The 13,457-nt window shown below is 30.2% G+C and carries 10 protein-coding genes and 1 riboswitch; of the genes, 6 read left to right on the top strand and 4 right to left on the bottom strand.

Annotation, left to right across the window (positions count from 1 at the left end):
* Positions 1-118: 118 nt before the first annotated feature.
* A riboswitch (SAM-I-IV-variant riboswitch) is annotated at positions 119-213 on the bottom strand.
* A 56-nt stretch (positions 214-269) separates the two neighbouring features.
* Positions 270-728, bottom strand: a complete 459-nt coding sequence (locus tag B3R94_RS09975; RefSeq protein WP_291100524.1) for a LexA family protein — start codon at positions 726-728, stop codon at positions 270-272.
* The gene (locus B3R94_RS09980) at positions 729-1,997 is read right to left on the bottom strand and encodes a Y-family DNA polymerase (protein WP_313572815.1); all 1,269 of its coding nucleotides are present in this window, start codon (positions 1,995-1,997) and stop codon (positions 729-731) included.
* A 90-nt stretch (positions 1,998-2,087) separates the two neighbouring features.
* Between B3R94_RS09980 and B3R94_RS09985 the strand changes: the two genes are divergently transcribed.
* Positions 2,088-2,894: a GIY-YIG nuclease family protein gene (locus B3R94_RS09985; protein WP_291100527.1), complete on the top strand. Its 807-nt coding sequence runs from the start codon at positions 2,088-2,090 to the stop codon at positions 2,892-2,894.
* Here the strand turns inward: B3R94_RS09985 and B3R94_RS09990 are convergent.
* A complete protein-coding gene (locus B3R94_RS09990) occupies positions 2,883-3,467 on the bottom strand; it encodes an SOS response-associated peptidase (RefSeq protein ID WP_280050318.1) in 585 nt (194 codons plus the stop codon). The genes B3R94_RS09985 and B3R94_RS09990 overlap by 12 nt on opposite strands.
* A gap of 245 nt (positions 3,468-3,712) precedes the next feature.
* Positions 3,713-5,326: a hypothetical protein gene (locus B3R94_RS09995; protein ID WP_291100532.1), complete on the bottom strand. Its 1,614-nt coding sequence runs from the start codon at positions 5,324-5,326 to the stop codon at positions 3,713-3,715.
* A 193-nt stretch (positions 5,327-5,519) separates the two neighbouring features.
* Between B3R94_RS09995 and B3R94_RS10000 the strand changes: the two genes are divergently transcribed.
* The 5 genes from B3R94_RS10000 to B3R94_RS10020 all read left to right on the top strand — a co-directional run bounded on the left by B3R94_RS10000 (position 5,520) and on the right by B3R94_RS10020 (position 13,353).
* On the top strand, positions 5,520-6,899 hold the full coding sequence (locus B3R94_RS10000) for a DUF4041 domain-containing protein (RefSeq protein ID WP_291100535.1): 1,380 nt from the start codon (positions 5,520-5,522) through the stop codon (positions 6,897-6,899).
* A 414-nt stretch (positions 6,900-7,313) separates the two neighbouring features.
* Positions 7,314-9,620 (top strand): sensor histidine kinase, encoded by a 2,307-nt coding sequence (locus B3R94_RS10005; RefSeq protein ID WP_291100538.1) that lies wholly within the window; start codon positions 7,314-7,316, stop codon positions 9,618-9,620.
* A gap of 11 nt (positions 9,621-9,631) precedes the next feature.
* Entirely contained in the window at positions 9,632-10,738 is a 1,107-nt protein-coding gene (locus B3R94_RS10010) for a hypothetical protein (RefSeq protein ID WP_291100540.1), read from the top strand.
* A gap of 3 nt (positions 10,739-10,741) precedes the next feature.
* On the top strand, positions 10,742-11,503 hold the full coding sequence (locus B3R94_RS10015) for a hypothetical protein (RefSeq protein WP_291100543.1): 762 nt from the start codon (positions 10,742-10,744) through the stop codon (positions 11,501-11,503).
* The gene (locus tag B3R94_RS10020; RefSeq protein ID WP_291100546.1) at positions 11,500-13,353 is read left to right on the top strand and encodes an HsdM family class I SAM-dependent methyltransferase; all 1,854 of its coding nucleotides are present in this window, start codon (positions 11,500-11,502) and stop codon (positions 13,351-13,353) included. Before B3R94_RS10015 ends, B3R94_RS10020 begins: the two co-directional genes overlap by 4 nt.
* The last annotated feature ends 104 nt before the right edge of the window (positions 13,354-13,457 follow it).

Genomic DNA, 13,457 nt, shown 5'->3' on the forward strand with positions numbered 1-13,457 from the left:
GGAGTTAATTACTTCTTGATCAGAAAGTGAAATCAAGTTTTTTTCAAATTTTTCAGTTAAATTTTCCATTGTTTTGATACTTTAATTTATTAAACAGTATCAATCATTAAGAATAAAGGGAGTAACAATTTTTTGACTGAACAGCCCTCATCGCTTTACCACCGTGGTTTGTTAAACTCGGTTGGTGTACCTTATGTACTCTTGATGATTGAATTATGATATAAAATTATTGATTATATATAAATAATCAAAATAGTTTATAGTTTTTTTTAATTCCTCTTATGCCTCACCAAATCAGTTACAACTCCCAAAATAATGACAACATCTTCATCTTGTAATTGAATACAATTTTTGTATTTCGGATTAAGAGAAATCAATTGTTTGTTGATGGCATCATAACGTTTGAAAGTATATTCGGAATTGTTGACCGATACCACAATATCATCATGATGTCTGGGTTCGATATCAGATCGAATGATAAGTAAATCACCTTTAAGGTATTCAGGATACATACTTTCACCACCCACACGATTAAGATAAGTTGCTTCGGGATGATTGAGTAATATTTCATCTAAACTTATATTATTTTGTACAAAATCAGCAGCAGGAGAGGGGAAACCTGCCGAAACATCACCAAAAAATTGAACAAATCGTTTTTCGCCATCTGTTTTGATAGGGATATTGATTAACTCTTCTGAGAATTTCGGAACTTGAATAAAATTTACCATTTAATAAACATTTAAAATATCTGTAAATCTTGTTGTGTAGCAAGGTGACAAACGTTCTTGCTTCATTTTCCATTTTCTACGCACATCTTGCGAAGCTAATTTTAGCATATGATCGCCATAACTTGCATTTAATTTATCCATCACACTCATCAACGCTTTATGTTTTGGAGATTCTGTATGAAATAAATTCATTTGTGCTTGATTATCGGGCGTAATAGCCGAAACAATAACGCCAGCTTTTTTATAATCAGGAACTTTTCCTTCTGCAGGCACCAATTTATCCAATAAAAATAAAGCAGATTTGGACAAAACAATGCTCGAATTCGAATCAAAATCTAAGGTTGTACTTAAAGAATTTGAAACAAAAGATTGTTTTTCATCAAAACGATTGGTCATCACAAAAACAGTAATAATGTTGCATTTTGATTGTTCTTTTCTAAGCTTTTCGGCACAAGAAACAGCAAATGTAGAAACACGCTCTTTCAGATTTTCATAATCATTGATTGTTTTCTCAAAACTTCGAGTGGTCGCAATTGATTTTTTGCGTTGAACTTCATCTAATTTTAAGACGCTTTCGCCTAACAATTCTTTTTTCAAACGCAATTCTACGATGGAGAAATTTCGTTTAATGTATTCATCACTCAATAATGTAAAATCATACGCGTTTTTACAACCAATAAAAGCTAAACGTTTAGCTAAACGTCGCCCAATTCCCCAGATATCCTCACATTTTAACCATTTTAAGGCTTTGTTTATTTTCTCTTTCGAATCAATCATATAAACTCCATTATGATGTTTAGGAAATTTCTTTGCTATTCGATTCGCCACTTTAGCTAAAGCCTTTGTAGGAGCAATACCAATACAAACAGGGATTTTGGTAATGGTATATATTTTTTGTTTAATTTCTTGGGCGTACTTTACCAAATCATAGTTATCAAAGCCTTTGAAAAGAAGAAAGGATTCATCAATCGAATAAATTTCAATATCAGGGCAATAGGATTTCAGAATAGTCATCACACGATTACTCATATCTGCATATAAAGGATAATTTGAAGAGAAAACATTGATTTTATTTAGTCTGAAATTATTCTCGTATTCAAAAGCAGGTGCACCCATTGGAATCCCTAAATCTTTTGCTTCATTAGAACGTGCAATCACACAACCGTCATTGTTAGAAAGTACCACAACAGGCTTTCCATTTAGGGTTGGATTAAAAACTCGTTCGCACGAAGCATAAAAATTATTGCAGTCAACTAAAGCATACATCATGTTACAAAGTTGAGCAAATAAAGCGCTACAAGGTGTCGCGGAAAAGTGTTAAAAAATTAAAGTTAAAAATTGATTCAGTAAATTTGTGCCATGGTACTGAATGATAGATTGAAAACGTTGGTTGACCAAGTTCCAAAAAATATTTGTGGCGTGTATTATTTATACAACGACAAGCAAGATATTATCTACATTGGAAAAAGTATTGATATCAGAAAAAGATTGATTCAGCATTTCAAATCACTTGATAAAAAGGAAATTAAACTTCAGCATTTTACGCATTCTATACAATTTGAAAATACAGGAAATGAATTGATTGCTTTGTTGAGAGAATCTGAATTAATCAAACAAAATCTGCCAATATTTAATCGAGCTCAACGCAAGATTAAGTTCTTTTACGCATTATATAAAGAAATAAATTCGGATGGTTATCACGCATTAATAATAAAGAAAATTGATAACTCTGGGAACGAAATCATTTCATTTACATCACAAAATGAAGCAAAAGATTATTTATTCTATATCACTGAAAAATATAAGCTTTGTCAAAAAGTAAATGGTTTACATAAAATCAAATCAAGTTGTTTTCAATATAGTTTAGACGAATGCAATGGAGCTTGTATAAATAGGGAAGAAGTGAAACTTTATAATAAAAGAGTTCGTCAATTTTTGAAAACAATACATTTACCTAAAAAGGACTTTTTATTTGAATTGGGTGGAAGAACTGAAAATGAAAAAGGTATTGTATTAATTGAAAAAGGAGTTTACAAAGGATTTGGCTATTGCGATCATTTACTTGATAATCTAGACGAAATGAAATCATTTATCGAACAAAAACAAGACAACAAAGATGTTAGAAAAATCTTATTTCGACATATAAAATCCGAATTATCCAAATAAACTCACTTGACCATCTTCACGCTGGTAGCTGAAATCAGTAAACGGAACAATTGGTTTACAATCTAACCAATTCATCAAATTCTCACCATCATTTAGGACTACTGGCATACGATGTTTAGTATTGTGGATATAATCCATAATGCCGACAGCTTCAGTTGTAACTATCGTAAACGTATCATCAGAATATAATCCTGCTAAACACATCAAATTATTGTTGATTCCGATATCATATTTGATTTTGTCTTTGCCTTCGTGTCGCCATTCATAAAAGCCATCAACCAATATCACACAACGATTGGTGTAAGCATCTCGAAAAGATGGTTTTTCATCTATAGTTTCAATACGTGCGTTTAAGGTGTTATTCGAATTAAAATCATTTCCAGCCCAATGCGGAATTAAACCCCACTCGAACAAATGAATATAATCTTGTTGATTGGTGATAACAGGTAATTTCGGATGATCAAAACCTTTGAAATGAGGATTTGGCGCAAATCTAACTTCAGGTTTGAATTTCAACCTTGATTTCTTTTCAATCTGTTCTTTTGTTTTGGTCACTTTTACATGAAAACACATAGCATCAACTTTGGAATAAAGATAATGATTACGACTATAAGAACAATTAAAAATTGAATCAATTAAAATGATTGTAGAAGAATTAAAACGAATGTTTTTTATATAGAGTTTAATATACTACGGTTTCACGTAAAACAAAAAACCTCTCTAAAATTTCTTCTAAAGAGGTTATTATTTATACTATTTTGTGTTTTTGTAGCTAAAATTAGAGTTGTGTAATAGTTACTGATGTTAGTGGCTAGTATTTATTTTAATTCTTGTCCGTTTAATAATCTTTCAATATTTTCTTTCGTATCATTGTTTGGTTCAACTTCTAGTAAATGTCTAATTTCTTTCTCAATTTCTGACGACCAATTTTCTTGTTTCCACTTTTCCAAAACTTTGATTGCCATATTTCGGTTTCTTGTTACAGGATTTCTAAGTGATGTTAAGACAATTTTCTCTCCCTTTTTAGGATAGTTTTCTAACAATGTAGTTGCATATTCAAGACTTGCATGTTTGTTATAATTTTCGCCAAATCCATTTGAATCTTTCGCTCCTGTTGCCAACTCATCAAAAGGCAAGTGTTTAAGAGCAAAGTCTATGATTTTGTCGGAATGTTCGGGTTTACTATAATGTGTAACGTCATACCACGAAGAACTGTCAAGTGGATTTTCTTCCAATCTTGTCCAAACGGTTTCCCACAAGTCAATTCCTAATATTTCTGCTGCTTTTTTGGCGTTCCAATAAATTACATTGTCATTACTTTTCAAACCTTCATACGCAGCAACTTTCCAATCTCTACTATTCAAAATTTCAACGATTTCAATTAGGCAATTTGAAATAATGTCTTGATTCCAACCATTTTTCTTTTGCTCTTCAATATCGTTATGTAATTCCGTGAGAAAGTCTTTTATTTTATGTAAAGCACTAAAGTCTGAAATATCGCTTGCGTGCTTTTTTGCGTGTCTTATGAAATCTTGAATTACTTGTGAAGCAAAAGAATAAACAGTAATATCTTCGGCAGGACTATGTTCTGCGATGAGTGCTTCAATAATATCAGAAGCAGATTTGAAAAGTTTTTTTTCAATCTGGTCGTTTTCTAGTTTCTTATGTAATTCTCCATTGGTTGCACAAGTGTAAGCCAAGTATTCATACATAATACTGTTCTTATAACCTTCAAGTATCAACCAATCTTTGATTGGCTCTTTTAATTCAGGACTTGCCAACCTGTCAACTATTTGGATTTTTCCCCAACCATCAACTTTCTGTGCCAATTCCCAAAGGTCATTTTCTACATTGTCAGATAAGTTCACAATTGCTATAGTTGAATAAACAGTAAACTCATCATGTAAACCTAAAATTTTTATGTCATTTAGAATAGATTTATTCTGACACAATCCTAAAATTGCAATTCCAAATTTTACAGCATTTCTTTTGTTTGTTTTTGTAGTCAAATCTTTTGCAAAATTGAAAAGATAAGGCTCAATCGGCAATTCATTATTTACGACTACTTGTAAAAACTCGTCAATAATACCAATGACACCTTCATTTTCTGTGATTAATCGGTAAAATTCTTGTTCACTTATTATGTCACCTTTTGTTGCAATCTTTTTCAAGTGTTTTGAAAGTTCTGCAACTCTCTTTTTTGAATCAATTGAATCGTCCGCACTAAACATAGCGTCCATAAGTCCTGCTGCAAACCTTATTTTTTCATCATCTTTTTTTTCATCAGGTAAGTCTTGAGCAGCTTCAGACAAGTTTCCTTTGTTGTCCAAGTTTGAAAACAGAAATTTGAGAATAGAATTATCCGTTCTCCATTCTTCAACCTTTATCGGTTCTTTCTTGTCAAATATATCTTGTAACCATTTCTTTATCATAGGAACTTCCATTTGTAGCCTAACCGCTAACATTCTTTTTTTACAAAGACTAATATACAAAACCTTTATAAAATACTCTATTGTATAGTTAGCCTCAAAATATCCTGATTACATTTTTTATAAACTTACGGTTTCACGTAAATCAGATTGTAACGCTCTATGTACTTTCGTTAGATCAAGAAAATTAATTGTGATGGGAATATTTGATTTTTTAAAGAAGAAAGAATTTGATAAAATTTCTGAACTCGAAAAAAAGATTATTAGTTTAGAAAATAGTAATTCTGAATTGAACTCTAATCTAACTAGATATAACGGAATAGTAGATATAGAATTCTATATAAAAACAGAAAAAGAAAAATTTGACGCATTGGATACAGAAGTTAATAATCAACTTGTTTCGAAAAAGAATGATTTAGATGAATTAAATAATAAATACCTCAATTCGCTAGATGTTTATAAAGATTTAAAATCGAAGATTTCTATTTATGAAAACCAATTAGATTTAGCTGAATTTGGATTATACGAACCTTTGTTTGATTTCGAAAAATCAGACCAATATAGGTATGAACAATCATCTATTAGAGATCGACAGAAACATTTAATTACCGTTGACAAAGCCTGTGTATGTGATACAACTTGGACCATAGATGGGAGCGAAGCCAAAGGAAGGGCTGCTACAAATAAGTATATAAAACTACTATTAAGAGCATTTAATGGAGAATGTGACGCGTTATTAGGTAAAGTAAAATGGAATAATATCAATCAAATAAAAGAAAGAATTAAAAAATCATTTACCGCTTTAAATAAATTAGGAGAGGGACAGCAAGTAAGAATAACGAATGATTATTTAGAGTTAAAATTGAAAGAGATTATCCTCGAATATGAGTTTCAATTAAAAAAACAACAAGAAAAAGAAGAAGCTAAGGCGATTCAAGATGAGCTAAGGGAAGAAGAAAAAGCAAAAAGAGAATTTGAGAAAGCTCAAAAAGAAGCAGAAAAAGAAGAAGCCTATTTCCAAAAAGCTTTAGAAAAAGTAAGAAAGGAGCAAGGGACTAATAATTCCGAAGAATTAAAATTACAAATAGAGCAACTCGAAAAAGAATTAGAAGAATCAAGGTTAAAAAAGGAAAGAGCTTTATCCATGGCTCAACAAACCAAGAGAGGACATGTGTATATTATTTCGAATATTGGTTCTTTTGGAGAAAATGTTTTTAAAATAGGAATGACAAGAAGGCTAGAACCTTTGGATAGGGTACGAGAACTAGGAGATGCCTCAGTTCCATTTCGATTTGATGTTCATGCCATGATTTATAGTGATGAAGCTAGAACCTTAGAATATGAATTGCATAAAGCTTTTGCAGATAGAGCTGTCAATTTATTTAACTATAGAAGAGAGTTTTTTAATGTAACTCTTCAAGAAATTAAAGAAAAGATAGGAGAGTTAGGCTTTGAAGCTGAATTTATAACAGATGCGGAGGCTATGGAATATAGAGAATCATTACTACTAAAAGAGCAATCAACTATAGAATCAATTGAGATGATTGTAGAAGAATTTCCAATTAGTTTGATGTAATTCTTACAATTTAATTACACAAACTAAACCTTGGAGAATTCGTTGTTTTATTCGTTTTAGAATTTATCACGTTCTATTTATAAGCGTGTAGGTCAACCTTTTTGTGGAGACATTGTATAAGACTTTTATTATAATAATTTCTGAGGTAAATACTCAAATTATATTATCAGTATTTTTATAGGAATGAATTTAATTTTATAAAGTTTAGATTTTAACAATTCAAAAATCAATATCTTTACATACTTGTTTAAAAAGGTCTGTAATTAATAAATGGTTGTGGAACAGTTATGGAAAAATAAAGTTACTATTTTAAAGATACAGTACTAATGATGTATTATATAGCTGTATATTTAGCTTATAATAGTTGAAGAATTGAATGTTAATACTGTTAATTAATAATAATTGTAAGTAAGAATGGATAACTCTCAAAAAATTATTGAGCTTAAAAAGAAGTTGTCTGAAGAAATTTCTAAAGCAAATTCTGATAATAATTTAATTATTTCTATTTCAAATGAAATAGCAAGTTTAGATCAATCATCTGTTAGGTTTTCTGTTGATGCAGGTATTATAAATAGATTAGGAAAAGAGCTTGTTGGCAAGCAAGAAACAGCAGTTTCAGAACTTATAAAAAATGCTTATGATGCAGATGCTACAGTAGTTGATTTGATTTTTGAAAACGCATGGAATAAAGGAGGAAATTTAATAATAGAGGATAATGGACATGGAATGAACCGAGAGCAATTGGTAAATGGTTTTATGCGATTGTCTTCTTCAGATAAAATTCATAATCCGGTCTCAGAAAAGTATAAGCGTCAGAAAGCAGGTAAAAAAGGAATTGGTAGATTCGCGACACAACGTCTAGGTAATAAACTAATAATTATTACCCAAACAATACAATCTCAGGAAGCATTAAAAGTAATTATTAATTGGGATGATTTCGCAACCGATAAAGATTTGTTGACTGTTTCCAATTCAATCGAATTTATTTCCAAAACTAAAAATAGTGGCACAACATTAATAATTGAAGGTTTAAGAGAAGGTTGGTCTGATGCGATGATTAAACGTGTATATCGTTACACATCGGAGTTATTACAACCATTCCCACTTTCAAAAAAGAAAGAAGAGGAAATAGAAAATTCCATTGATGAAGGATTTAAGAGTAATTATTATCGTAGTGATAATGGTGATTTGGTTGCAATTGTTGATGAAGAAAGAGCGATTTTCCAGCATGCTTTAGCAGAAATTGAAGGTTATGTTTTAGATGATGGACAGGGGTGTTGGGCTTTGAAAAGTGATAAATTAAATTTTCCCGAAGAAGTATATCCAATAGGTAATAATGAAAAAGATAAAGAAGATACCACAACCCCATTTAATCTAATTAAAGGAGTACATTTCAAAGCTTATTATTTTATTTATGATCCTAAACTTTTCTCTCCTGGTACCGTAACGTTTATCAGGGAACTAGGCTATGAGAAAGGCGGAATAAAATTATATCGTAATGGTTTTCGTGTTCTACCTTATGGTGAACAGGGTGATGACTGGTTAGGTTTAGATAAATCGAATAATAGAAATATTATTTTAGCTCAACATCCTAATCGAAATTTCTTCGGTTTCGTTGAACTTGAAGATTTGAATAACGATTTTGAAGAAACCTCTAGCCGAGAAGGGTTGATAGAAAATGATCGCTTAAATGAATTAACCAATTTTGTTTATCGGTCGTTAACAACTGCTGTTATGAAAGTTCAAGAGTTGAGAGGTAGAAAGGTGACAGCTTCTCAAAAAGGATATAAGAAAGAGACAGAAAATTCTTCAGAAAAAGTTGACAATGCAATAGAGCAAATTGAAGAACTTTTTAAAAAAACTGGGATTGAAAATGAGAATAACATTGAGGCTACAGAACCTACCGAAACTGTAGATAGAGCGAATGAACTAATTGCAGATCTAAAAAAAGCTAGAGAAGTAGAAAAAATACAGACACAAGAATTAATTGATGAAAACAATATGCTTCGGGTGTTGGCAGGATTAGGTTTAGTGATTGGTGAATTCGTTCATGAAGTTCAACGTTTTTTACCAGGTTTTGATGCGGATATTCGATTTCTTAAAAATGCAGTCAAAGACTATAAAGAAGTTTATGAAAGAGCTGAGTTGTTAGAAACAAATGTAAAATCATTTAGTACCTATACTTCGTATTTTGATAAAACAATTTCTAGAAATGTACATAGAGAATTAGAATCGATAGAACTAAGAGATGTGGTTAGAAATTTTGAAAAAGTTATTTCAAATGATTTGAAAAGAGCTTCAATAAATATGCGTCCAAGCAAGTATGAAGGATATGATTTATTTACTGTTCCAATGCATCCGTCAGAATGGGCTTCCATATTGTTTAACTTGTATACTAATTCAAAAAAGGCAATTAAGAGAGCGAAAACTGATGGTAATATTTTTATTAGATGTGGTAAAGATGATAAGATTGTTTTCTTAGAGTTTTCGGATAATGGTGATGGAATTAGCAAAGAAAACGAAGAAAATATATTTAACGCATTCTATACTACATCAACAGCTTCTAACCATACTTCTAATGATGCTACAGCTCTTACAGGTACTGGGCTGGGCTTGAAAATCGTAAAGGATATAATTGAGTTCTACAATGGAGAGATATATGTTTCATCTCCTGTAGAAGGTTATAATACAACAATAAGAATAGAAATACCAAAAAACTAAAAAAATAAATAATGTCAATACCTAAATATATATATGTTGATGATGAAAGTGATGACTCAATAACATCATTAATCAGTGGTTTTAATGATACAGGCTTAATTGAGGTTCATCAGCTTTCAATAGAAAAAGGGTTAAGTTTTTCTGTTTTAGAATCAAAAATAAAACAAAAAATAGCTGAAGAAAATTATGATGGTTTATTAATTGATTTAAGGTTAGATGGAGAAGGTCCAAATCAGTTAGAGTATAGTGCAATTTCAATTAGTGCAGAATTAAGAGCAATAAGTGCAAGAAAAGAGATACTTTCTTTTCCAATTGTATTATGTTCTACCTGGGAGAAAATAAAAGAAACATATAAATCAGATAAAACAAGTCACGATTTGTTTGATTATACTTTTAGAAAATCAGAAAATCCAGATTATGAACGATTTTCAAGGAAGCTAAAAGCATTAGCGGAAGGGTATAAAATATTACCTTTTGATGCAAATTCTCTAAATCAAATATTTCAAAGAGAAGATTTAAAAAATTTAGACCAGAGGATATTTGAGCGTTTCTATAATCAAGATATAATTGTACCATATGATTTTGCACATTTTACTGTAAAAACTCTTTTCCACTGTACGAACCCTTTAATTAAAGAAACTGTTTTAGCAGCGAGACTAGGCGTAAATATTCAAGCAAGTGGTGATCATTGGACAGAACTATTGTCAAAATTTGAAGACTGTAAGTTCAATGGCTTATTCTCGAATGGCTGGAATAGATGGTGGGCTGATTTATTAAATACAAAGTTAAAAACGATTTCAGACAAGAATTTCTCATTTTTAAAAGCCGAAGAAAGGGTTACTATTCTGAAAAAAAATTTTAATGTTCATGGTATTATTGCAGCAGAATCCATAGAACTTAATACAAGTACCGAATTTTGGACAATTTGTGAAGCTACTAAGTATCCTTTAGACCCATTAGAAGGATTTAAAGTGAAATTATCACATGAGTTAAAATCATGGCAAGAACCTAAATACATATCTCTATATGCAGTATTAGAAAGAATAGGTGTAGATAAAGGAATTGAGCCCCATTATTCTGAACAAGAGAGAATTGAAGAGCGTAAAAAAAACTTATAAAATATGGCTGTAAGTAGTAAAAATATGAGTTTCAGAAATGAAAGGGCGAAAGATCTGAGACAATTAAGCCAATTATTGTCAAGAATAGTTGGCGGAGACGTCACTACTTCGGTATTAGAAACCGTAATTTCTCAACTCCAGAATAAAGACTTTATTCCAAAATTGAAAGATGGTTCTACAAATGAGAATATTTGGGGGTATGATATTGAAGATTTTAAAATGCCCTTAGATACATTAAGTCATGTAAAACCTCAAGATATTACAAAAGGAGAAGTTATCTTGAATATGAAGTTGCGGGCAAAGATTGAACATTGGAATACATTTAATGATCCATTCGTTGAATTGGCATATAATGTTATGATAAAAGGTGTTGGAGAAAAAACTTATCATTTTGGATTTCATATTGATAAACATATTGGTAATACAAATACTAAAGAGCCACATCCAATTTATCATTTACAATATAATTTTAATCCAACAAAGTCAAATAACCCTAATTTAGGTGATCTATTTTATATTGATACGCCTAGAATCATGCATAAACCTGTTGATTTTATTTTAGGAATTGGTTTTCTTACTTCTAACTTTTATCCGATTGCATTTGAAAGTCTAAAAGATGAGAGAGAATTTGTTAAGCTACAGCAAAGTTATCAAACTGCTATTTGGAAGCCATATTTCCATACTTTAGCCAATAACTGGAAGCCTTTCACTGAGGGTGATATAGTTTGGAACCCTATTAATGATATTTGCCCTATTTTTATATGAGAAACATATTCAGATACTTAAAAACTTATCCAACCCAACCATTAGAAGTTGATAGGCTTATTGTGTCTGCTTTTTTAGAAATAAATCAATTAGCCGTTTTAGAGAATCGCTTTTTATTAGAATATTCCATCACTGAAAATCAAATTCAAGAATGGGATAGTTTAGTTCAATTCATTGAAATCATTAATGAAGAAATAGATGTTTTTGATATCGAAAAGCTAATTGAACTTTTCGAATTTGTTATCTCACCTTCAGACAGAATTATAAATGGTGCAATATATACACCTTCGGATATAAGAGATTATATTGTAAATGAATCATTAAAAAGGGATAATCTTGATCTGGATAATATTAAAGTTGCGGATATCGCGTGCGGTTGCTCGGGATTCCTGTATACAGCTGTAAAAGAGTTAAAACGTAGAACAAATAATACATACCAATATATTTTTGAAAATCAAATTTTTGGTTTAGATATTCAAAATTATTCGGTAAATAGAAGCAAATTGCTATTGAGTCTTTTAGCTTTGTCTGAAGGAGAGGATATTGAAGAGTTTAATTTTAATATTCATCATGGAGATACATTGCTGTTTAATTGGAATGAAGTAATAGAAGATTTTCATGGCTTTGAAATTATAGTTGGTAATCCACCTTATGTATCAGCTCGTAATCTTGATGAAAAGTCTAAAGAAAATGTAAAACTTTGGGAAGTGTGCACTACTGGTAATCCAGATTTGTATATTCCTTTTTTCCAAATAGGGTATGAGAATTTAGCTCTTAATGGTATTCTGGGCTTTATAACAATGAATACTTTTTTTAAAAGTTTGAATGGTAGGGCTTTAAGAGCTTACTTTGAAAGAAATAATACATCTATTAAGATTATTGATTTTGGGACACTTCAGATATTTAAATCTAAGAGTACTTATACTTGTATTTGTTTTTTGGAAAAAGTAGAACAAAATTATATAGAATATTATAAATCCGAGAATAAGGAATTACCTTCGAAAAGAAATCAATATAGTAGAATAAAATATAAAAATCTTGATGCAAAGAATGGATGGAATCTGAATAATAATGAAATTATTTCTAAAATTGAATCTGTGGGAACACCTTTTGGTGAAAAATATAAAACTAGACATGGAATAGCTACATTAAAGAATGATATTTATATATTCAAACCAGTTGATGAAGATGATGAATTTTATTATTTGCAGAATGGAAGTCTTTATCCAATTGAAAAAGGTATCTGTAAAGATATTTTGAATTCAAATAAATTGAGTAGAAAAATTGATTTTGATAATGTTATAGAAAAAGTTTTGTTTCCTTACAATAACGATATTAAGCCGAAAGCATTAGAAGAAGATTATTTAAGAGTGACCTATCCTAAAGCATTTGAATATTTACAGAAAAAAAGACAAATACTTTCAGGTAGAGATAAAGGGAAAGGAGATTATGAAAAATGGTTTGCTTTTGGAAGAACTCAGTCATTAGAAAAAGTGAATAATAAATTATTTTTCCCTAAATTCTCAGATAAAATACCTTCATATGTTATGAGTAATGATGATGAATTATTATTTTATAATGGACAAGCTATTATTGGGCATTCTAACGAAGAAATGCAATTGGTTAAAAAAATTATGGAATCTCGTTTATTTTGGTTTTATATAAAATCAACAAGTAAACCTTATTCTTCTTCTTATTACTCTTTAAATGGGACTTATATAAAGAACTTCGGTATTCCTGATTTTAAACAAGAGGATATTGAATTTATAATTAATGAATCAGATAAAGATAGATTAGATATGTTTTTTGAAGATTTTTATAATTTAGATTTATCTAAAGAAGAAGTGTAATATTTCAAATTATCATAGATGAAATATAAAAATCCCCAAAGTAACACTTTGGGGATTTTTAGTAATGATTTTTTTTAACACCCTAAGGACTGTCTCTTAAAGTG

The sequence above is a fragment of the Empedobacter sp. UBA7611 genome (assembly GCF_002484365.1).
GTDB lineage: Bacteria > Bacteroidota > Bacteroidia > Flavobacteriales > Weeksellaceae > Empedobacter > Empedobacter falsenii_B.